Origin of the sequence: Rossellomorea sp. FM04394, from assembly GCF_041889765.1 — a bacterium.
Classification (GTDB): Bacteria; Bacillota; Bacilli; order Bacillales; family Bacillaceae_B; genus Rossellomorea; species Rossellomorea aquimaris_B.
In genome coordinates, this window is record NZ_CP168654.1 from 3,177,673 (window position 1) to 3,201,311 (window position 23,639).

Here is a 23,639-nt window from a genome sequence, read left to right on the forward strand (position 1 = left end):
CTATCTTTTAGAAACCAGCCTAAGTGTAAAAAAACTCTTGAAGAATGGGATGCCCCCTATCTTCAAGAGTTTCTTCTCTTTTATTCCGTATACCCCATTAACAGCCTAGCGTAAGGGGAGTCGGATGGTAAAATGATGACCGTTTTATCATCCACTGTTTTCTTATAAGTCTCCAACGTTTTATATAGGTCATAGAAGTCGGGATCCTTGGAGAACGATTTGTTGTAAATCTGTGCCGCTTCCGATTCTCCTTCTGCCCTGATGACATTGGCGTCTGCCCCTGCTTTTGCCAGCAGCTCCTTCACTTCACGATCTGTTTCAGCCGTGATTCTTTGTTTCTCAGCATCCCCCATGGAAAGGTATTCCTGAGCCTTTGATTCACGTTCTGAAATCATGCGTGTATAAACAGAATTTTCATTTGCTTCCGGTAAGTCTGTTCGCTTCATGCGAACATCCTGAACGACTATGCCATATCCATCCCGCTCCAGCAGCTCATTCACCTTTGCGGTCACTCGGTCATTTAAGCTTCCACGGGAAGACTTTTCATCATTGATGATTTCATCATACTCCAGCTGACCAAGCTCTGACCTGACGACAGAGTAGATGAACTCTTCCATTTTCGTCTCTGCATTGATCACCGTTCTTGCATTTTTGATCATTTTAAGAGGGTCTTCGATGCGCCATACGGCATAGTTGTCGATGAGCATCCGTTTTTTATCTTTCGTATTGATCTCGGCTTCCGTTACATCATATGTCATTTGATGCTTAGGAAGGGTCGTGACAGACTGAATGAACGGGATCTTATATTTCAAACCGGGTTCTTTGTCTATTCTCACTACTTCCCCGAATTGACGGACCACTTTATACTCTCCTTCTTTGACAATGAAGAGACTGGTAAACAGCAGAAGAAGGACGGCAGCGAGAATGACTAGGAAGATTCCTAATTTTGTATACCGCTTCCATTCGATGGGTTCTTTCTTTTTCTGATTGATCTCGAAGACGTTTTGATTACTCATTCTCTTCACTCCCTTCCTGCTTCACCGGGGCGTTCTGATTTTCAAGCTGTCGAATCGGGAAGTACTTCAACGTTTCTCCACTATCCTTCATAATGTAGATTTCCGCATTCGGTAAAACATTCTCCAGGGTCTCAAGCACAAGACGTTTCCTTGTGATCTCAGGATTCGATTTGTATTCGTTATATAGCTTATCAAATACGGCTACATCCCCGCGGGCCTGTTCCACGCGTGCAATCTTATCCCCTTTTGCCCTTGACATGATCGCATCTTTTTCACCTTGGGCTTCATTTGACCGCTGGTTCCGGTATTTCTTTGCCTCATTGATTTTCGTGTTCATCGTTTCCCTTGCGTCCGTCACCGCTGTAAAGGCTGAGCGAACCTCTGCATTCGGCAGCTCCACATCCTGTAATTTGACTGCGAGTATGGAAATACCAATATCGTAATCATCGATGAGAGTGGTTAATAAATCCCTCACGTCTGCCTCGATTTCAGCTTTCCCCGACGTTAACGCATCATCTATCAAAGAGCTTCCTATAATGCTTCTTAATGAAGATGAAGTGGCATCGTACAGGATTTCTTTCGGGTTGTCAGAGTTAAATAAGTAACTTTCAGGATCCGTGATTTTCCATTGAACCACGAGATCGGCGAGAACGATATATTCATCTCCGGTGATCATCTTCGTTTCTTTAGGGAAATCTTTTATCTTCCCGTCCTTTTCTTCATAGCCGAATTGAAGACTGAAGGTTTCTTTCGATAGGACTTCAACGGTTTGCATTGGCCACGGCATCTTGAAATGCAGCCCAGGCTCAACAACCGGCTCTCCTGCTTCTCCAAAGGTCAATACAAGCGCTTGTTCCGATTCATCAACGGTATACCATGAAGTCAATAACACAACGATCAAAATGATCGCTGCCACAACCATCCCTGTCACCATGTAAATTCGTTTTAAAGTCATATGCACCCTCCCTTTTCTATCTCTATATCTTATTAAGTGCCTACTAAGATATACGGACTTACTACAAAAAGGTTTCAAGAACATTAAGAGAAGATGACAAATAAAGGTAGTTTACTATTGAAAGAAAGTAATAGCTTGAGGGAAAAGTGGATGCATAAAGCCGGCACGTAAAGTTTCGACCTACACAAGCATCGACTTTAAAGGTAACGCTTTCAAAATAAAAAGCGAAAAGACGAGAACGGGGTTAGTTCTCGCCTTTTCTTAACACCTTGGATGAAGGGGTTTCACTTAGTATCGTAACACCCTTTTATTAACAGGATTTAAACCTATTGTAAATCCAATGTAAAATAATTGTAAACTTACTAAGAATTTCTCCTATCTTCCCCAAACGAATAGTTTGGAGCCTGTTTATATAAGGAGACTGTAAACGTCGTGCCTTCATTCACTTCACTGTCAACTTCAATACTTCCTTCATGGGCTTCAATAATATGCTTCACAATGGCTAAACCTAAGCCGGTTCCGCCAGAATTACGGCTTCTTGCTTTGTCCACGCGGTAAAATCGTTCAAAAATACGTGGAAGTTCTTCTTTACTAATTCCCATGCCATTATCCTTGACGCTAACATGAACTCTTTCTTTATCTTCCATCACTGAAATCAGGACATCTCCGCCTTTAGGAGTGTAAACAATGGCATTGCTGATCAAGTTAATAAAAACTTGCTTTAATCGATAGGAGTCCACTTCCGCAATCCCCCTTGAATCAAAGGAGGTTTGAAGAGAAATGTCTTTTGATTTCGCTTTTTCTTTCAGAATCGGAATCACGTCGTCAATGAGGGCAGCAACCTCGACCTCTTGCAGGGTAAGCTCGAATCCCTGTTTTTCAATCTTGGACAATTCCAACAGGTCTTGTATAAGAGATTGGAGGCGGTCGCTTTCCATCAGGATGATATCCAAGAAAGATTTTAACGTATCCGGATCATTCATCGCCCCATCCAATAACGTTTCCGAGAAACCTTTAATGGAGGTGATCGGCGTTTTCAACTCATGAGAAACATTCGCCACAAAGTCTTTTCTCATTTGCTCAAGTTTTTTGAGTTCCGTGATGTCATGGAAGACCACGACAATCCCTTTCCACTCATCGTTATGACCGATGATTGGCGCCCCATATACTTCATAATGCTTGCGCTCTATTTTATGAGGAAGAAGGATCTGCTTTCTTAACCGTTCCTCAGTCATGAAGATTTCTTCCACAAGCTTATTGACTTCCTGATAGTGAATGACCTCATGGTATCTGACTTTTTTCAGCTGACTTTCTTTCAGATTAAAGAAATCCCTGAACGTCTTGTTCGTCAGTACAACAAATCCGCGATGATCAATCAACAGAAGGGCACTTCCCATGTTTTCAATCAGCGTCGTCAAGCGATCCTGCTGCATTTCCTGTGAATTCACCATTTCCTGCAGATTACGGGCGAGAATGTTAATGGAGGTACTTAACATAGTCGTTTCATCCAGGCGGTCTTCGTATGTCCTTGCCCGATAATTCCCTTTGGCGAGCTCCATTGCCACATTCGTTGCCGATTCAATGGGCTTTGTATACCTCACCGTAATTCTCGATCCCAATATGATAATGAGAATTAACGCGAGACCCAGGGAAATGGATAGCACAAACCAAATTTGCTGTATCCCTTTCTCGAAGGCTTCTACCTCGGTACTCATGATAAGGAGTCCATTTAATTGCTTATTATCCCCCTTAAGCGGGTACCAATAATACCTGTACTCTACACCCGAAGTCACAAGTTTTCTATGCTTTTGCTTTACATCCCAGTTCTCCTGGATTTCATTGATGATCCTCTTTTGCTGAGGACCAACCAGTGATTCCGATGTTTCCGTATCATGGACTACACTCCCTGATTTATCTAGGATGGTAATCCTGACATCCAATATGTCACTCAATTCCTTGATCATGTCCGGATTGATTTCTTTCGGTGTCCCGTTTTCTTCAATGGAATTAGCCAATAACCTTGCTTCTTTCTGAATACGGGAATTAAATGTATCCAGATAGAAATTCTTGAAGATTTGACCTAGAAGCAAACCAAGACCTATTAATACAGCGATGATCAGGGTGATTAGAGCAAAAAGAAGTTTTGTTCTAAACTTGGTCATCGATTTTTAGGCTCCTCCAATTTATAACCAAGACCACGGATGGTTTTAATATAAGTAGGCTTTTTCGTGTTGGACTCAATTTTTTCCCGCAGATGGCTAATATGCACATCCACAATTCTCGTATCCCCTGCGAAATCATAGTTCCATACCGCACTCAGCAGTTGATCTCTCGTCAACACTCTGCCTTTATTATCCGTCAAGTATAATAGTAGCTCGAATTCTTTGGGTGTTAATTCCAGTAATTCCCCTTGGAAATACGCCTCATATTGTTCAGGATACACCTTTAATTCCCCGACTTCCTTGTAATCGGTCGGTTCCTGGGCAGGTTCTGCCGCTTCCTGAATGGCCTGGCTGCGTCTGAGGATCGCCTTGACCCTGGCAACCACTTCGCGTGGACTGAACGGCTTGGTCATATAGTCGTCTGCCCCAAGCTCCAACCCAAGAACTTTATCAAATTCGTCATCCTTAGCCGTTAACATAAGAATCGGGATATTAATCTTCCTTTGTCTCAGCTCTTTACACACTTCAATTCCATCCATGGAAGGAAGCATGAGGTCAAGAATAATCAAGTCAGGGGATTGCTCAATCGCTTTATCCCTACCTTCTTCACCATCATTTGCCGTTGTAACGGCATAACCGGATTGCTCAAGATTGTACTTTAAGAGCGTTGCAATAGATTGTTCATCATCGACTACCAAGATTTTTTTGCTCATTTATAGTGCCTCCATACAAAAGAAAATTTACCCCAACATCCAACGTAATTATGTAATTGTACTTTCATTATAATATAAATCTCGGGGCTTACCATCATTTAAAGAGATTTAACACTTTTTAGATTTCTTGCCGTAGGTTACTAAACAGTCCAGAGTTTGTTCTTTTCTATTATATGATGCACTTCACGCGCTTTCTTTATCATTTTTTGAATAATAAAAAGAGCTAGGACAAAACTAAAAAACCATGATTCGAGGACGAACAGTAGAAGTGTGGGTTCTTAACACCGCTAATGATTTCCGTGCAAGACTACGCTTTCCGCGGGTAGCCCGTGAGCCTCCTCGGCAAGCCTGCGGGGTCTCACATAAGCTACATTTCCCGCAGGAGTCTTCGTCTTGCACTCAAATCAACCGCTGGAAACAGCTTAAAACAAATGGATGAATATAAATAATAAACCCGAACCAATCTGCCTACTAGGAAGCAGATTGGTTCGGGTTTTACTTAGGCTAAAACACTTTTGTCTCAGCCTCCTTAAGTTGTTTAGAAGTTTTCTAATGCATGGCTATTCATTTTCTCTAATCGGTGAGGGGGGCATACTTTAATGGTACCTTTGATGACCTTCTCATCTTCTTCATTGGTAGCTGATACTTCGATCGTTACCAAATGAGTGTGGGGATCCACTTCCGTCACTTCAAACAGGAATTGTACTGTTGCGTAATGATAGACCGGCTTAGGGAATTCAATGTTTTGCTCTACGATATGAGAGCCCGGACCCGGCAGATATTTCGAAACGGCTGAAGTGATGATGCCCGTTAACATGATTGATGGAACGATCGGCTTTTTGAATGGCGTCTGAGAAGCATAATCATGCTGGATGTATAATGGATTGGCATCGTTTGTGAGCCCAAGGTAGAGAAGCAGTTCGTTATCTTCTATTTTTTCTGTAAGGGTCAGCTTTTCTCCAATCGTCATTTCCTCGATTTTTCTTCCCAGTTTTCTCTTTTTCCCTAATAACATAAGAAGCACCTCCGCATATGTAAACGATTACAATTTTAAATAATAAAAATTGTTTTTATTATCTGTCTATTAATATTTTAACATTTATAGGGTTTCCATACAAAGAGTTTTTACGCATGAGGTGTTTAATTTAATAGAACATCATTTCGTAAAGATTAGTTGATAAAACTTTCTCGATAAGCATGTGATTGTTGATTTCCGCTCCAGGTGCTCGCTTTCCGCGGGGCGTGAGTTGAGCCTCCTCGGGCTATGCCCTGTGGGGTCTCAACTTTCTCGCTATTCCCGCAGGAGTCGAGCACCTTCCGCTACAATCAACTTTCAGGTAATATTTCTTCTTTGAAAATTAACAACAAAAATTTTTAGCAATTTTAATCCACAATCGCCTCCGTTATATTAATAAGATCCAAGTACATAAAACCGAATAAAAATGATAGATGCTATTAAAAGTATAGTCATTTCCGAAAAAGTTAATATAGCTTGTTTAGGGTATTCTGAATAATTCATCTCGAAGTATCCTCTAACCGCATAATCTAGTAGATAAAAAAAGACAACTGCAATTAAAAATAGGTAGGTTAAATCTTCATAATAAAACAACCAAATATAAAGTAGAAATATTCTTTGGAGGCAAACGCTACTTACAAAAAAACTGACTTCCAATATGGAAGCCAGTTTTGGATTGAAAGTGTATTAAGCCAATGAAGACATGACGTTTTTGACAGCGTCTGCGGAGTTGGATAGTGCCGCTTTCTCTTCTTCGGTTAGCTCGAGTTCGATGATTTTTTCCAGGCCGTTTCCACCGAGGATGGTCGGGACCCCAAGGTAGATGCCTTCGAATCCGTATTCGCCTTCCAAGTAAGCGATGGCCGGGATGACACGGCGTTGATCTTTAAGGATTGCTTCTACCATTTGAACAAGTGAAGCAGCAGGAGCATAATAAGCACTTCCGTTACCTAGAAGGCCTACAATCTCTCCCCCACCTTTACGGGTACGCTCGACGATTGCGTCCAAACGGTCTTTAGGGATCAACGTTTCCAGAGGGATTCCTCCAGCGTATGAGTAACGAATAAGAGGAACCATGTCATCCCCGTGACCACCAAGAACGAATCCTGTAATATCTTTTACAGAAAGGTTTAACTCTTGAGCGACAAACGTACGGAAACGGGCTGTATCCAGAACGCCTGATTGTCCGATAACGCGCTCTTTAGGGAACCCTGACTCTTTGAATACTGTATACGTCATAGCATCCACCGGATTTGTCAGAACGATGATGTAGCAATCTGGAGAATACTTAACGATTTGCTGCGTGACCGATTTCATGACCTTTTGATTGGTTTGAACCAGATCATCGCGGCTCATTCCTGGTTTACGGGCAATCCCTGCAGTGATTACAACGATATCAGAATCCTTTGTATCCTCGTAATTGGAAGTACCAATGATGTTTGAATCAAATCCCTGTACCGGGCTTGCTTCCAGCATATCCAGCGCTTTCCCTTTCGTTGGGTCTTCATTTTGAGGAATATCAACCAGTACAACATCTCCAAGCTCTTTCTGAGCGAGCATCAATGCTGTGGTCGCCCCTGTGAATCCCCCACCGATAACAGATACTTTTCTACGTTTAATTGCCATCATAATTCCTCCTATTCGTGTCATTATGTAAAGGAAGGAGTGCTCCAGTACGAAGCACCCCACCCTATTTCAAATTAAACTTACTCCATGTTCTCGATTAAAGCAGAACCGAACTCAGAACATTTCACTTCTGTTGCTCCATCCATCAGACGGGCAAAGTCGTATGTTACCACTTTAGAAGCGATTGTTTTTTCCATTGATTTTGTGATCAGGTTAGCAGCTTCTGTCCAACCAAGGTGTTCAAGCATTAGGACACCTGAAAGGATAACAGAAGATGGATTTACTTTATCCATACCTGCATATTTAGGAGCAGTTCCATGAGTTGCCTCAAAGATTGCATGTCCTGTTTCGTAGTTGATGTTTGCTCCAGGAGCAATACCGATTCCACCAACTTGAGCAGCAAGAGCATCAGAGATGTAATCTCCGTTTAAGTTCATTGTTGCCACTACATCAAACTCAGCTGGACGAGTAAGGATTTGTTGTAGGAAGATATCAGCGATTGAATCCTTCACGATGATCTTACCTGCTGCTTCAGCTTCAGATTGAGCTTTGTTAGCCGCTTCCAATCCGTCAGCTTCCTTGATCTTGTCATATTGAGCCCAAGTGAATACTTTATCGCCGAACTCTTTCTCAGCAAGCTCGTAACCCCAGTTTTTGAAAGCTCCTTCAGTGAACTTCATGATGTTCCCTTTGTGAACCAGCGTTACTGATTTACGGCCTTCTGTGATCGCGTAATTGATCGCTGCACGAACAAGACGGCTTGTACCTTCTTCAGATACAGGCTTGATGCCGATACCGGAAGTTTCAGGGAAACGGATTTTATTAACACCCATTTCATCTTGAAGGAAGCTGATTAATTTCTTGACTTCATCAGAACCTTTAGCGTATTCGATGCCTGCATAGATATCTTCAGTGTTTTCACGGAAGATGACCATGTCAGTGTCTTCAGGACGCTTAACCGGTGATGGAACACCTTCGAAGTAGCGTACCGGACGCAGGCAAGTGAACAGGTCTAATTCCTGGCGAAGCGCAACGTTCAATGAACGGATTCCGCCGCCGACAGGAGTCGTAAGAGGACCTTTGATGGCGATGAAATACTCACGGATCGCTTCAAGTGTATCATTTGGAAGCCATTCACCCGTTTTGTTGAATGCTTTTTCTCCGGCATATACTTCTTTCCATGAGATTTTGCGTTCGCCTTTATATGCTTTTTCAACAGAAGCATCTAAAACGCGTTGAGCTGCCGCCCAAATATCAGGACCCGTTCCGTCACCTTCAATGAATGGAACGATTGGATTGTTAGGCACATTAAGTTGGCCGTTCTGGTTTGTAATTTTTTCACCTTGTGTCATTATGTAACCTCCATTTTTTCATTATCAAAGGGGATGACCCATAAGTTACCCATGTTGAGTCATTCCCCTTCTCTTATTATTACACCAATATTTTTACTATTTGTAAATATTGATGATTAACCTCTTTGTTCAACCGGAACATATTCCTGCTTACCAGGCCCTACATAATCAGCACGAGGACGGATCAGGCGGTTGTTTGAATATTGTTCCAGGATGTGTGCCAACCAGCCGGATACACGGCTTACAGCAAAGATCGGAGTGAATAGATCATGATCGATACCCAGGCTGTGGTAGACAGATGCTGAGTAGAAATCAACATTTGGCGGCAAGCCTTTATTTGACGTAAATACGTCTTCTACCTTAACGGACATTTCGTAGTATTCACTTTGTCCCGTTAATTCAGTTAATTTTTTGGACATTTCTTTAAGATGCTTCGCACGAGGGTCTCCCTGACGGTAAACGCGGTGACCGAAGCCCATGATTTTTTCTTTTTTCTCTAATTTGTCCAGGATATATGATTCTGCTTTATCAACCGATCCGATTTCAGTAAGCATCTTCATTACCTGCTCGTTCGCCCCACCGTGCAGAGGTCCTTTTAAAGCACCGATGGCAGCAGTGACGCCTGAATATACATCAGAAAGAGTAGCGACACAAACACGTGCAGTGAATGTGGAAGCGTTTAACTCGTGATCCGCATGAAGAACAAGTGCTTTATTGAAAGCCTCGATCTCAACCGGCTCTGGATCTTTACCTGTCAGCATATATAGGAAATTAGCAGCGAATCCTAAATCCTTGCGAGGTGCAATAGGCTCTTGTCCATTGCGGATCCGTGAAAAGCTCGTTACGATCGTAGGGATCTTGGCTTGAAGACGAACAGCTTTTAAATAGTTTTCCTTCTCGTCCATTACATCTGCTTTCTCATCATATAATCCAAGTAAAGATACAGCAGAACGTAAAGCAGCCATAGGATGGACTTCCTTGATGTTATACATCTTGAAGTGCTCGATGACCTCTTTAGGCAATTCAGCGTTATCTGCTAACAGCTCTGTAAATTCCTGAAGCTCTGATGAAGTAGGCAGTTTCAGATGCCATAATAAGTAGATAACCTCTTCAAAGCTGGCATTGTTTGCTAAATCATCGATGTTGTAGCCAACATATGTAAGAGTATCGTCAATGATCGAACTGATGGACGATGTCGTTGCTACAACTCCTTCTAATCCGCGAGTTGCTGTCATAATAACCTCTCCTTTTGTTAAGTATTTCTCTTTACCCATTTTCATATGAGCATAAAACCCTACAAGACTATCAATTAAGTCAGTAGGCTTGTTTAAAAAGAACATAAATAAAATGTTGAGCGTTTGCTCAATTCCTATACAAAAAATGATTCCCGGCTCTACGGTAGTGAAAAAACTACTTCATTGAGCTTGGGATGCGCTTACATTTCCTATTATAAACAATTATCTGACTTTTGTGAATGAAAACGCACTAATTTCTATAAAAATTATTTTTCTAGAAAAATAAACCATGCAAGAGTATTGTCATAAAGTGAGAGAGTACAAGCATTTACAGACTTTGTTGGACTTGCTTTAGAGGAATAAATAGATGTGGAAAATGTATATTCAAATTCAGAAATTCAGCGTTAGGAAGATATTCGGTTCCCTGCCTCCTGTGAAGCCGGGTTAGGTGCGCTTCACCCGGCACGGATTAAAAGAACTCATATAATTTCATCGCGAGGTATGCAATTCCTGCACCAATCAGCGGTCCGACAGCTACTCCTTTAAAAAACGCCACCGCAAGGACAGTTCCGAGAACTAGAGCTGTCGTAATATGGGGATCATCTTCCAACAGTGTCAATCCACTCTTCGCAATTAAGGCGACCGCCATTCCTGAAGCAAGGGCAATCCACGCATAGGGTGACTTCAATGAATCATATAGATCTTTAAAGCCGATTTCACCTGTAGCGATTGGTGCCAATACAGCAATGGTGATGATTGTGACCCCCCAGTTAATACCCTTGGACTGAATGGTGGCAAACACCTTTTCATCGAGGCCCGCCAGCTTAAGTATAATTAAAAATGCTACGGCTATAATAATGGATTGGTTCTTGGCAATGAAGCCTATCCCCAATAAGAGCAGCAAAAACATAAATGGCTGAGACATGTGAATACTCTTCCTTCCTATCCTAAATCCAATCATTATCCTACCATATCAACGTTCTCTATAAAAACGAGAAACATCTTTAAATTAAACTTCCTTTCATTTCCTGTCTCATTTAAAATAGAAGTAGAAAGTCGGGTAGGAGGGAAGCCTTTGAATGTAGAATATGTTTATCGAACGATACGGTTCTTGATCGTTGTAGCTATCGTTATACTCTCATTGATTTCATTCTATTACATATGGAAACTTGCTTATCCGTTTATCATTGCCGTTGCCATCGCACTACTTATCAATCCTCTGGTGAATTGGCTTGAAAGATGGCTGCCGAGGATATGGGCTGTTGCTTTATCTCTCATATTGATTGTTGCAATCTTTATTGGGCTTATCACCCTGCTGATTGCGGAAATCGTTTCCGGCGCGAATTATTTAGCTGAGGTGCTTCCTAAGCATGTTGAAACCTTGGTCAAATATGCCGAGGATATCATCGTAGGTCAAGTCATTCCACTATACAACCAGCTGTCAGGTTTATTCAAGAACCTTGAAGCCGGACAACAGGACACCATACTAGAAAATGTCCAGAATGCCGGAACAAAAATCGCTACGTCAGCAGGGGACTTCCTGCAAAACTTTTTCACCAAATTGCCTCAGTTGATTTCATGGATCCCAAATGCGGCATCCGTCCTGATTTTTGCAGCTTTAGCGACATTCTTTATAAGCAAGGACTGGTATACATTATCGGCTAAAGCAGAGAAAGTCATTCCCGGTAAAGCCATGAGCAGCGGCAGAAAAGTATTTATCGATTTGAAAAAGGCGCTATTCGGATTCATCAGGGCTCAATTCACCCTCATATCGATCACGGCGATCATCGTTTTAATCGGATTGATCATCCTGAGAGTGGATTACGCCATCACCATTGCACTCGTCACGGGTCTCGTTGATATCTTGCCCTACCTCGGCACAGGAGCGGTTTTCGTTCCCTGGATCATCTATGAATTCATAACAGGAAACGTCGGATTAGGCATCGGTTTATCCGTGCTCTATCTGGTTGTCGTGGTACAGCGTCAAATCATGGAGCCGAAAGTACTGTCATCAAGCATCGGACTCGATCCACTTGCCACCCTGATTGCTCTCTTTGTCGGCTTTAAGCTCATCGGGTTTCTTGGATTGATCGTTGGTCCCGTTGTGCTGGTCATCCTATCCACTCTAAAGAGAGCCGGTGTTTTTGAAGATACGTGGAAGTTTATAATGGGTGTGAAATAGGAAAAAGCACTGCTACCGGTGAGCAGTGCTTTTTTATTATCTGTAAATAATCACATTTCCATTATTGATCCAACGCTTGAATAGTTTATAAATAAAGGGTTTAAACATTTTACGAGTTGGTGGAAGTAATAATAGGAATCCGATCGCATCGGTAATAAAACCTGGCGTCAACAGAACGACCCCTCCAACCAGGATGCATAAACCATCTATGATCGCGTCACCCGGTAACTGACCGTACTGCATATCCTGCTGCGCTTTCCGTAGCGTTTCCATTCCTTGCTTCTTTGCTAAATAAGCTCCCAGAATTCCTGTCGTAATGATCAGTAAAACAGTCGGGATCAAGCCAAACGCTTGTCCGGATAGAACCAGCAGCCCAATTTCCAATGCGGGCACAATAATTAATAATAACAATATATATCTCATGAGGGATTCCTCCATACATTTAATACTTATTGGTTTCTATTATAACATATTAAGTATTACTTGGTATTATGCGAGGGTTGTCTTGGAGAAAGACGGCATGTTTAAGCTATTGAATCGGAAACAGATTATAGTTTGGGCTTTGTTGCACTTTTTTTCGCGTTGTTGGGACATTTTCGTCGGTTGTTGCGGCATTTTTGGCGTTTGTTGGGGCACTTTCGCCGGTTGCTAGGGCATTTTCTATCTAACTTGTGCCACTTTCCCCAATACTCGTGCCAAATTGTGAACACCGGTCAACAACGACAGAATCATCTACTCAAAAAAAAAGCCGGAGTCCACATAAGACTCCGGCTTTCATTCATTTCTTATAGTACGCTTGCATGACCGTTATAGATGACTCCGCGGGTAGCATCTACTGTGATTTCCTGGCCATTTGTGAATATAGAAGTGGCATTGTCTACACCAACAACGACAGGGATTCCTAAATTGATCCCTACTACTGCTGCATGACTTGTTAAACCGCCCTCTTCTACGATAAGAGCCGAGCATTTTTCCAGGGCTGGCATCATTTCTTTATCTGTTCCGATTGTAACAAGCACATTTCCAGGTTGTGTGTTCTTTACAGCTTCTGCTGCAGAAGTAGCAACAACCGCTTTACCGTAAGCAGATTTACGGCCGATTCCTTGGCCTTTTGCCACGATATCGCCTACCACATGGATTTTCATCAGATTTGTTGTTCCTGATTCACCAATTGGAACACCTGCTGTGATGATAATACGATCTCCATGCTTCGTCATACCTGAATTGACACTTTCTTCTACTGCCATATCAAGCATTTCGTCAGTAGTCGTCACTTTACGTCCGACTGTTGGGTAAACACCCCAGACAAGTGCCAATCGGCGTGATACGGAATCTGTTCCCGTTACTGCCACGATTGGAGCTTTAGGACGGTATTTAGAAATCATGCGGGCTGTATGTCCGCTTTCTGTAGGAGCCACGATAGCATTTACATCAAGGTTAAGGGCCGTGTGTGCTACAGATTGACCGATGGCATCCGTCATATTATGCTCACTGTCTTTGCTGCGTGCCGAGAGGATCTCATTGAAATCCAGTGCCGTTTCTGCTCTTGAAGCAATGTTATGCATCGTTTGAACAGCTTCTACAGGATACGTACCTGCAGCTGTTTCACCTGAAAGCATGATTGCATCTGTACCATCGAAGATTGCATTGGCAACGTCACTTGCTTCCGCTCTTGTAGGTCTTGGGTTGCGCTGCATGGAATCAAGCATTTGAGTTGCCGTGATCACAGGCTTGCCAAGTGAGTTACATTTCTTGATCAACATCTTCTGAACCAATGGTACTTCTTCAGCAGGGATTTCCACACCAAGATCTCCACGGGCCACCATCAATCCGTCTGAGACTTCAAGGATTTCATTGATATTATCTACACCCTCTTGATTCTCGATCTTAGGGATGATTTGAATATGAGAAGCGTTGTGTTCTTCCAATAATTGACGGATTTCCAATACGTCAGAAGCACGACGGACAAATGATGCCGCAATGAAGTCAACGCCTTGACCGATACCGAATACGATATCACTTGCATCTTTTTCCGTAATCCCCGGTAGGTTCACCGATACACCGGGTACGTTTACACCTTTTTTGTTCTTAAGTGTCCCACTATTGGCCACATATGTGTGAATTTCGCCGTTGGCTTTATCGATTTCCGTTACTTCCAAACCGATCAAACCGTCGTCAAGAAGGATTTTAGAACCAACATGCACATCATCAATCAATCCTTCGTATGTAACGGAGAATTTCTCAGTTGTTCCCAGTACTTCTTTCATGGAAACGATGACGTTTGAACCTTGCATTAATTCGATGGCACCGTCTTGCATATTATTCGTGCGGATTTCCGGGCCTTTTGTGTCCAGAAGGATTCCGACTGTCTTACCTGCTTTTTCAGCAGCTGCTCTGATGTTTTTAATACGTTGTCCATGCTCATCGTGGTCACCGTGTGAAAAGTTTAAGCGGGAAACGTTCATTCCGGCTTCGATTAGTTGAGATAACTTTTCAACACTCTCACTTGCAGGACCAATGGTACATACTATTTTCGTTTTTCTCATTTTCTTTACCTCCTGAAATCTTACAACAATTTAGATTGAAAGCTCTTTGGAAAGTCTGTACATGTCCAAATCGATTTGATGCGGCTTTGCAAGTGCTTCAATAATATCGTAATCAACTAGCTGATTCTTCTCAATCCCTACTGCTCTTCCGCCTTTTCCTTCGATCAACAGCTCGACTGCACGTGCACCTAGACGGCTTGCAAGGACACGGTCTGATGCAGTTGGTGTTCCGCCACGTTGAATATGACCCAATACAGAGACACGGGTATCCATTCCTGTTGCTTCAGTGAAACGATTAGCAAATTCATTTGCTGACATGACACCTTCAGCCACGATGATCACACTGTGCTTCTTCCCGCGCTCCTGGCCTTTTTTCAAGCGGGTCACTACATCATCAAGGTCGAATTTTTCTTCAGGGATCAGGATGGTTTCAGCCCCGCCTGCAAGACCTGACCACAGAGCAAGATCTCCTGCATTGCGACCCATGACTTCGATGATGAATGTTCTTTCATGTGAGGTTGCCGTATCGCGAATCTTATCAATCGCATCAATGACCGTATTAAGGGCTGTATCGAATCCGATTGTATATTCGGTTCCCGGAATATCGTTATCGATCGTCCCCGGTACACCGACACATGGATATCCCCATTCGGTTAAGGCTTTTGCTCCCTGGTAAGATCCATCTCCACCAATGACAACAAGACCTTCAATTCCATGCTTTTCTAATTGCTGTATGCCTTTTTGCTGACCTTCTTTTGTTTTGAACTCTTCACAGCGGGCTGTATACAGCATCGTACCGCCACGATGAATAATGTCACCAACGGAACCAAGTTCAAGCTTCTTGATGTTTCCGTTAATCAATCCATTATAACCCTGATAAATTCCGTACACTTCTATATCAAGGAAAATGGCTTTACGTACAACCGCACGAACGGCTGCATTCATACCTGGTGAATCCCCACCACTTGTTAATACGCCAATCTTTTTCACTACGATCACCTCATTAAGAAATATGCCTTTATATGTAAATGAATGGTACAACTTGTTAATGGTTTCACATATATCTGAGAAAGGAAAATGGTACAATCTATCCTCTTGCATTCATTACATTATTATGGACCAATAGACTATGGATTATTTCTAAAATAACATGAAGATTCAAGGTTCTCAACAAGTTACGCTAACGAAATGCAAAAGACGAAATAATCTATTAAATGGAAGCGTTTTAATTGTTAAAACCTTCAAAATATCGTCACAAATCTTTATATCAAAGGAAAATTAATGAAAAAGACTGACAAAAGGTTATTCCTATTTGTCAGTCCATAGTTCATTATGATTTTACCCCAATTAAATCATTTAAAACTGAATATTCACCCATCGCTTTAAATTTTTCATAACGATGCTGTATCAATTCATCTTTCTTCATTGGGATTAGTTCTTTCAAGGATGCCTTTAATACTTCATTGATATATTGTGCTTGCTCTTCGACATCTTTATGAGCACCGCCTTTAACTTCGGTGACGATTTCATCAATGATTCCAAGCTCCTTCAGATCCGGTGCCGTGATTTTCATGGATTCAGCCGCACGTTTCGCTTGTGTGGAATCCTTCCACAGAATGGCTGCAGCCCCTTCAGGTGAAATCACGGAATAAGTGGAGTTTTCAAGCATGTGAATGTGGTTACCCACTCCCAGTGCAAGGGCACCCCCACTTCCACCTTCCCCGATGACCATGCAGATCACGGGAACGGTCAAGCCTGCCATTTCGACAAGGTTCCTTGCAATGGCTTCACTTTGGCCTCTTTCCTCTGCCGCTTTACCGGGATAGGCACCCTTAGTGTCAATGAAGCAAATGATCGGACGATTGAACTTGTCCGCTTGCTTCATCAATCGCAAGGCTTTTCGGTACCCTTCTGGATGGGGCATCCCAAAGTTCCGGCGGATATTTTCTTTCGTATCTTTCCCTCTTTGGTGGCCGATGATGGTCACAGGGACATCATGAAATTTCCCTACGCCTGAGACAATGGCTTCATCATCCCCATACAGGCGGTCACCGTGCATTTCGATAAAGTCCGTGAATAAATACTTTATATAATCCAGAGTGGTCGGACGATTAGGATGACGGGCCACTTGCACTCTTTCCCACGGCTTCATGTTTTCGTAGATATCGTTTTCAAGCTTCGTGAGCCTACTCTCCAGTTTCTCGATTTCCTTGGATAAATCGACGTCCGAATTCTGAGTGAATTCCTTAAGCTCCGCTATTTTTTTCTTGAGCTCAACTACAGGCTTTTCAAATTCCATCTCATTTACCATGGCAGATCACCGTCCCACTGATGTATATCAAGTACTGTCCCGATTTTCTCTTTTAACTCAAGTCTCGAAATGACTCCGTCAAGTTGACCATGCTTCAATAAAAATTCTGATGTCTGGAAGTCTTCCGGTAAGTCCTCCCTGATTGTCTGTTCAATGATCCTTCTGCCTGCGAAGCCGATAAGTGCTCCAGGCTCAGCAAAGTTATAGTCCCCTACGGACGCGAAACTTGCGGATACCCCGCCTGTGGTTGGGTGCGTCATGATCGAGATGAAGAGTCCCCCGTTTTCACTCAAACGATTGAGGGCCACACTGGTCTTGGCCATCTGCATCAGGGAAAGGACACCTTCCTGCATCCTAGCGCCCCCAGATGCCGTAAAGATAATGAATGGGACTTTTCGTTTGTCGGCTTCTTCAATGGCCCTAGTAATTTTCTCACCGACCACAGAGCCCATACTTCCCATTCTGAAACGTGAATCCATAATGGCCGTGACCACTTCGATCCCGTTCACCTTACCTGAACCAGTTAAAACCGCTTCGTTCATACCTGTCTTCTTTCGGTCCTTTTCCACTTTCCCCTCATAATCAGGAAAGTTCAAAGGATTACCAGAAGTAAGTTCATGATCTAACTCTTTGAACGTACCTTCATCTATAAAACTATCGACTCTCTCTGGAGAGCTCATCCCATGATGATATCCGCAATGAATGCAAACCTTTAGGTTTTTTTGAAGTTCTTTCGTGTACATGATTTTTTTGCAATCAGGACATTTGGTCATGATGCCTTCCGGAACGTCTTGTTTAGCCGCTTCGGAAGGGATCGTTGCATATTTTTTCTTTTTGGATTTATTAAAAAGTTCCTTAAGCAAGGTGAAACCTCCTTAACTAATTACAGTAGCTTGTCTTTCTTCTGAAGGGAAAATGAAGATAACAAATGCTGAAAATCATTTTCCCAGAACCGGCTGCCGCTTTCGTTTCTAGTAGTAAATGCACGATATAAAACTGCTTGACTATCAGTTTAATGGAAAGGTTTAAAAAAAGATGTTGGAAATTGTCGCATCTTTATCGACAATTTCCCTGACCCTTTTATACGTCTCTTGCACAGTCTCTTTATCTTGTCTTTCTATTCCGTGAAGCATAGAGGTAATCTCTTCCCTCATTTGATCCGTTATCTTGATTTCTCCACAAATCAATGATTCAAAGTCATTTAAGATATTCCAGATCCGCTGAGCCAAATGATTGGCGCTCATCATTACAATGTCCCTGAACACCTCATCCAGGTTTTCAGCCCTTGAAGCAGTTTCCAGAAGTGCAGCCATCTGCTTTTCTTCTAGAAATAAACCTTTCAGCGCTTCTTTTTCAATCATCATTTTCGTATAGAGTATATCCTCCTGTGCCTTGTGATCCTGCAGGATGAACATGCCCAGTAGATCGATCAGATGATGATCCCGAAAGTCCCTTAAAAAGGTGCCTTCGCCTCTTTTCGTTTCAATCAGCCCCAACAATTCCAAGGCTCTTAATGCTTCCCTTACTGAAGAACGCCCAACGTTCAATCGTTCCGACAGTTCTCTTTCAGAAGGGATTTTATCTCCTGGCTGAAGGCCATCCTTCGATATCATTTCCCGTAGTTGGTGAACAATTCCAATATATACCTTTGCGTGAGTATGGAGAGAGTTCACTTCCGTCATCATTCACTCTTCCCGATAACCGCTAGATCTTCCGTCTTTTTACGAATTTCTTCAGGATCCACCTTCAGACGGGCTACTCCCGTCTCCATGGCTGCCTTTGCGACCGCAGCCGCAACGGCAGGTGCTACACGCTTATCGAACGGAGCAGGAATGACATAGTCTTCATTCAATTCATCTTCACTGATTAAAGATGCAATCGCTTCAACAGCGGCCTGCTTCATTTTTTCATTGATGTGAGTGGCGCGTACATCCAGAGCCCCGCGGAAAATTCCCGGGAATGCCAGAACATTATTCACTTGGTTAGGAAAATCGGATCGACCGGTACCCACCACTTTTGCTCCAGCCGCTTTTGCAAGGGCAGGCATAATTTCCGGAACAGGATTGGCCATGGCGAAAATGATTGGATCCTTCTTCATGGAAGAAACCATTTCTTCCGTTAACGCCCCTGCAACAGATACACCGATAAATACGTCTGCATCTTTTAATACTTCCGACAATCCGCCTTTGATGTGGTCCTTATTGGTAAACTTGGCCACTTCGTCCTTAATGGCGTTCATTCCTTCAGGACGACCTTCGTAAATCGCTCCCTTGGAATCACACATGATGATATCTCTCACTCCATAGCGGTAAAGAAGCTTAATGATCGCCATGCCGGCAGCACCGGCTCCATTTGCCACTACTCTGATTTCAGACATCTTCTTCCCGACAATCTTAAGAGCGTTCACAAGGCCTGCCACGGTTACAATGGCCGTACCATGCTGATCATCGTGAAACACTGGAATATTCGTTTCTTTCTTCAAACGTTCTTCGATTTCAAAGCAATTAGGAGCCGCAATGTCCTCTAAATTCACTCCGCCAAATGTAGGCTCAAGAAGTTTCACCGTTTCTACAATCTTGTCCACATCCGTCGTGTTCAAACAGATAGGGAACGCATCTACCCCCGCAAAGCTTTTGAATAGAACCGCTTTTCCTTCCATAACGGGCAGGGCAGCTTCCGGTCCGATATTACCCAGCCCTAAAACAGCTGTACCATCTGAAACAACGGCCACCATATTCCCTTTCATCGTATAATCGTAAACCGTTTCAGGCTTGTCATAAATAACCTTACAAGGTTCGGCTACCCCAGGTGAGTATGCCAGGCTCAGGTCATCCGCATTTCGGACTTCCACCTTGGACTTTGATTCTAATTTCCCTTTATTCACTCGATGCATATGCAGCGCTTCTTCACGTAATGACAAATTGACTCACTCCTTCTGATTCTTTACATGCTATGGATCGATCCATGCTTACACGAATCTTCTAAATGTAAATATATATAGTAAAAATGATAAGTTCAGAGGTGGTCAGACCACCTTTTTCTATTAAACAATAATATAAATATTGTGTTTAGTAAAGTATGTTATTGCAATATCACATTTGATTTACCGAGAATTTGATGCAATTCACTTATGGCCGCTTCAGACGGGATCACGCGTAAATTGTCTGGAAGCTGAATGCTCTTTTTATCCCGTTCATAATAAACGATCACCGGGTTCTTCCCTTTAAAGCGTTTAATGGTTTGGTGAATGTGCTGCATACACGCGTCTTCATCCTGACCCTTGGCAATTTTCAAATAAAGCTTCTGATCCCTTTCGTTCACTTTTCTTTCAGCCTCTTCCGTGGTTTCAAGCTGATTCACAATGAACTGAAGTTTATCGTTGCGATCTTCCACGTTACCTCCAAACAGAAGAATGTTTCCTTCTTTCAAAAGCGTCATATTATGACGATAAACATTTGGGAACACCACTGCCTCGATCTCGCCACTTTCATCACCTATTTCAAGGAATGCCATTACTTCCCCTTTTTTCGTCCGGATGGATTTCACTCCCATAATATAACCGCCAATTGTGATTTTCGAAGCCTTCTGAAGATCGGCTATTTGCTGCAGGCCAAGCTGGTCAAACAGGGGACGATGGGAAGAAACGGGATGATTGGATAGGTAGAGCCCCAGTACCTGCTTCTCGAATTGAAGCATGGTATCAATCGTCATATCCTCCACTTCCACGTATTTCGGTTTCAAGAGGAATGCTTCTTCTTCATGAAATAAATCAAGATCATCTTCGGGATTGACAAGCTCTGCATGCTGAGCCGCTACATCCAGGCTCGCAAGGAGAGTAGCCCGATCCACTTCAAATTCATCGAACGCCCCTGCCAACACCAGATTTTCAAGGATTTTACGGTTAATGGTTTTGGAAGAAACCCTCATGCAAAAATCAAACAGATCCTGAAATGGCTTTTCTTTTCTTGCACGAATGATTTCCTTTAAGGCTGCTGCCCCTATTCCCTTAATGGCCCCCAGGCTATAACGGATACGATTCTTACCTTCCACTGTGAAAACAAACTGACTCGTATTAATGGACGGGGGTAAAATCTCAAGGTCATAAAGCTTTGCTTCCCTAATATATTGAGCCACCTTCGTCTCATTCCCTACTACAGACGTTAGGAGGGAAGAAATGAAAAAAGCTGGATAATGCGCTTTTAAATACGCCAGTTGATAGGCGATCATGCTATACGCAACGGCATGTGACCGGTTGAAACCATAATCTGCGAATCTCACAATCAGGTCATAAATCGTATGTGCCACTTCTTCTGTATAGCCTTTCCGAATCGAACCGGAAACAAAATGCTCCCGCTCCTGATCGAGTACATCTTTCTTCTTCTTCGAAACCGCTCTTCTGAGCAAATCTGCTTCCCCGAGTGAGAAGCCGGCCATTTTCGAAGCAATTTGCATGATTTGTTCCTGATAAACAATGACGCCATAAGTCATTTCAAGAATTTGCTTTAAGTCTGGCAAAGGATATTCCACCTTTTCCACGCCGTGCTTCCGTTTAATATACGTCGGGATATTTTCCATCGGCCCCGGACGGTACAACGCGTTAACGGCCACAATATCTTCAAATGAATTAGGCTTCAGTCTTTTTAAAACATTTCGCATTCCTTCTGATTCAAGCTGGAAAATCCCATTGGTCAGCCCTTTACTTAATAATTCAAAGGTTTTAGGGTCATTCATGGGTATAGACTCAATGGAGAATGATTTATTGGTTCCCATTTGGACGTTCTTCACAATTCTTTCTAAAATACTCAGATTACGGAGTCCAAGGAAATCCATTTTCAGCAATCCGATTTCTTCCAGTATATCCATAGAGAATTGAGTAAGGTGGATACCGGATGCACTGCCCTGGATGGGTACCCACTGCACTAACGGAGCTTCACTCATCACGACTCCCGCCGCATGGGTCGACGTATGTCTTGGAAGTCCTTCAAGTTTAAGAGCCGTCTGAAATAATTTCTTATAATGATCAGAGCCCGTCACAAATTCGCGGAATCCCTTGGACTTTTCATAGGCTTCCTGCAGGGTGATCCCCAACTGATTAGGGACAAGCTTGGATACTTGCTCCTGCTCCTTCATATTCAAGCCGAATACACGACCTGTATCACGAAGGGCTGCCTTTGCTGCAAAGGTCCCGAACGTAATGATCTGGGCAACGTGAAGGCTCCCATACTTTCCTTCCACATACTCGATCACTTCGTCCCGTCTGTGATCGGGAAAATCGATATCGATATCAGGCATGGACACCCGTTCTGGATTTAAAAATCGTTCAAACAGCAAATGATGCTCGATCGGGTCCACATCCGTAATCCTCAATGCGTAAGATACCAAGGAACCGGCTGCCGATCCCCTCCCAGGTCCTGTCAGGATCTTTCTTTCTTTCGCAAACTTCATAAAATCCCAGACAATCAGGAAGTAATCGCTGAATCCCATCCTGCCGATGACTTCAAGCTCATAATCCAATCGCTCTATGTACTCATCCGAAACCGTTTCTACCCTCTCACTTAGTCCCTTTTCACATAGATGGGTCAATTCCTGCAGGGCAGACACCCCTTCAGGCAGAGGATATTTGGGGAGGAGCTGTTGATGAAAGGGGATGGTCAGGTGGCACTGATCCGCAATCTTCATCGTGTTTTCGAGTTCCGTGACATGATCAGAAAATAAATCCACCATCTGCTCTTTGGACTTGAAGTAATACTCCTGTGAACCCAACACGTCCCGGTCATCTTCAGAGAGCTTCACTCCGTCACGGATCGCACCCATGCACTCGTGGGCGAAATGATCTTCCTGATCGAGGTACTGCACATCATTGGTCGCGACCATTTCTGTCCCCGTCTCTTCAGCTACCTGCTCAAGGAGAGGGATCAGAGTATCCTCAGACGGAATCCCGTGCTTTTGAATGCTTAAATAAAAGGAGTCCCTCCCGAACATTTGTTGATAGGCGTGAATGCACTCTTTCGCTTTTTCACTTTCATCATTCAACAATAGGCTCTCAATCTCCCCCTTGATCCCCGGAGTGATGGCAATCAGACCATCGCTATAAGAAGCGAGCCACTTTAACGGAAGCCCGTCCTTCGACTTCGCCCCGATGGCACTCGAGATTTTCAATAGATTCTGATAGCCCGTTTGATTTTTCACAAGGAGGACCAAAGGATGGGAGCCTTCCTCTGAGGCAATATCTGCGGTAAGTCCGATGATCGGCTTGATACCTTCTTTTAAACACGCCTTGTAAAAAGGGATGGCGGCATACATCATATTTTTATCGGTCAAGGCAAGCGCCTTATACCCTGAATTCTTCGCTTTATGTACAAGTCCATTTATCGAAATCGTGCTAGACAAGAGACTATAGGCACTCGCTATTTGTAAATGAACAAATGACATGTTATGCACAACCTTTTTCTCAATATACTTTTATTATAGGAAAGAAACCGCAAAAAAGAAAATATGTTCTCCCTCATATCTTGTCTACTCTCCC

Annotated in this window: 18 protein-coding genes; 1 reads left to right on the plus strand and 17 read right to left on the minus strand. The window is 43.0% G+C overall.

The features are described from left to right. Positions 1-80: 80 nt before the first annotated feature. The 9 genes from hflC to ACCB35_RS16125 all read right to left on the minus strand — a co-directional run bounded on the left by hflC (position 81) and on the right by ACCB35_RS16125 (position 10,999). Positions 81-1,016: a protease modulator HflC gene (gene hflC, locus ACCB35_RS16085; protein ID WP_374054464.1), complete on the minus strand. Its 936-nt coding sequence runs from the start codon at positions 1,014-1,016 to the stop codon at positions 81-83. After that, positions 1,009-1,971 (minus strand): FtsH protease activity modulator HflK, encoded by a 963-nt coding sequence (gene hflK / locus ACCB35_RS16090; protein ID WP_044339263.1) that lies wholly within the window; start codon positions 1,969-1,971, stop codon positions 1,009-1,011. Before hflK ends, hflC begins: the two co-directional genes overlap by 8 nt. A 362-nt stretch (positions 1,972-2,333) precedes the next feature. Continuing rightward, positions 2,334-4,133: a two-component system histidine kinase PnpS gene (gene pnpS, locus ACCB35_RS16095; RefSeq protein WP_374054465.1), complete on the minus strand. Its 1,800-nt coding sequence runs from the start codon at positions 4,131-4,133 to the stop codon at positions 2,334-2,336. Further along, the gene (locus ACCB35_RS16100) at positions 4,130-4,846 is read right to left on the minus strand and encodes a response regulator transcription factor (protein WP_374054466.1); all 717 of its coding nucleotides are present in this window, start codon (positions 4,844-4,846) and stop codon (positions 4,130-4,132) included. Before ACCB35_RS16100 ends, pnpS begins: the two co-directional genes overlap by 4 nt. Positions 4,847-5,384: 538 nt before the next feature. Beyond that, positions 5,385-5,861, minus strand: coding sequence for a MaoC family dehydratase (locus tag ACCB35_RS16105; protein WP_374054467.1), 477 nt, complete (start codon positions 5,859-5,861; stop codon positions 5,385-5,387). 687 nt (positions 5,862-6,548) lie between these two features. Continuing rightward, the gene (gene mdh, locus ACCB35_RS16110) at positions 6,549-7,487 is read right to left on the minus strand and encodes a malate dehydrogenase (protein WP_044339272.1); all 939 of its coding nucleotides are present in this window, start codon (positions 7,485-7,487) and stop codon (positions 6,549-6,551) included. An 80-nt stretch (positions 7,488-7,567) separates the two neighbouring features. Then, positions 7,568-8,839 (minus strand): NADP-dependent isocitrate dehydrogenase, encoded by a 1,272-nt coding sequence (gene icd / locus ACCB35_RS16115; protein WP_044339273.1) that lies wholly within the window; start codon positions 8,837-8,839, stop codon positions 7,568-7,570. A 116-nt stretch (positions 8,840-8,955) separates the two neighbouring features. Further along, the gene (citZ, locus tag ACCB35_RS16120; protein WP_044339274.1) at positions 8,956-10,074 is read right to left on the minus strand and encodes a citrate synthase; all 1,119 of its coding nucleotides are present in this window, start codon (positions 10,072-10,074) and stop codon (positions 8,956-8,958) included. A gap of 469 nt (positions 10,075-10,543) precedes the next feature. Beyond that, positions 10,544-10,999: a DUF441 domain-containing protein gene (locus ACCB35_RS16125; protein ID WP_374054468.1), complete on the minus strand. Its 456-nt coding sequence runs from the start codon at positions 10,997-10,999 to the stop codon at positions 10,544-10,546. A 150-nt stretch (positions 11,000-11,149) separates the two neighbouring features. Here ACCB35_RS16125 and ytvI point away from each other — a divergent pair, with 150 nt between their 5' ends. Beyond that, entirely contained in the window at positions 11,150-12,256 is a 1,107-nt protein-coding gene (gene ytvI, locus ACCB35_RS16130) for a sporulation integral membrane protein YtvI (RefSeq protein WP_374054469.1), read from the plus strand. Positions 12,257-12,292: 36 nt separating this feature from the next. On the opposite strand, the gene ACCB35_RS16135 is transcribed toward ytvI, so the two are convergent. The 8 genes from ACCB35_RS16135 to dnaE form a co-directional block, all read right to left on the minus strand. Beyond that, positions 12,293-12,679: an FxsA family protein gene (locus ACCB35_RS16135; RefSeq protein WP_044339278.1), complete on the minus strand. Its 387-nt coding sequence runs from the start codon at positions 12,677-12,679 to the stop codon at positions 12,293-12,295. A gap of 362 nt (positions 12,680-13,041) precedes the next feature. Then, the gene (pyk, locus tag ACCB35_RS16140) at positions 13,042-14,802 is read right to left on the minus strand and encodes a pyruvate kinase (RefSeq protein WP_374054470.1); all 1,761 of its coding nucleotides are present in this window, start codon (positions 14,800-14,802) and stop codon (positions 13,042-13,044) included. Between the two features lie 30 nt (positions 14,803-14,832). Then, positions 14,833-15,792: a 6-phosphofructokinase gene (pfkA, locus tag ACCB35_RS16145; RefSeq protein ID WP_044339458.1), complete on the minus strand. Its 960-nt coding sequence runs from the start codon at positions 15,790-15,792 to the stop codon at positions 14,833-14,835. 340 nt (positions 15,793-16,132) lie between these two features. Further along, on the minus strand, positions 16,133-17,113 hold the full coding sequence (accA, locus tag ACCB35_RS16150) for an acetyl-CoA carboxylase carboxyl transferase subunit alpha (protein ID WP_374054471.1): 981 nt from the start codon (positions 17,111-17,113) through the stop codon (positions 16,133-16,135). After that, positions 17,107-17,976: an acetyl-CoA carboxylase, carboxyltransferase subunit beta gene (accD, locus tag ACCB35_RS16155; RefSeq protein WP_044339281.1), complete on the minus strand. Its 870-nt coding sequence runs from the start codon at positions 17,974-17,976 to the stop codon at positions 17,107-17,109. Before accD ends, accA begins: the two co-directional genes overlap by 7 nt. A 162-nt stretch (positions 17,977-18,138) precedes the next feature. After that, positions 18,139-18,726, minus strand: a complete 588-nt coding sequence (locus ACCB35_RS16160; protein WP_374057046.1) for a FadR/GntR family transcriptional regulator — start codon at positions 18,724-18,726, stop codon at positions 18,139-18,141. A 68-nt stretch (positions 18,727-18,794) separates the two neighbouring features. Next, positions 18,795-20,033, minus strand: a complete 1,239-nt coding sequence (locus ACCB35_RS16165) for an NADP-dependent malic enzyme (RefSeq protein ID WP_044339282.1) — start codon at positions 20,031-20,033, stop codon at positions 18,795-18,797. A gap of 161 nt (positions 20,034-20,194) precedes the next feature. After that, a complete protein-coding gene (gene dnaE / locus ACCB35_RS16170; RefSeq protein ID WP_374054472.1) occupies positions 20,195-23,545 on the minus strand; it encodes a DNA polymerase III subunit alpha in 3,351 nt (1,116 codons plus the stop codon). Positions 23,546-23,639: the final 94 nt, after the last annotated feature.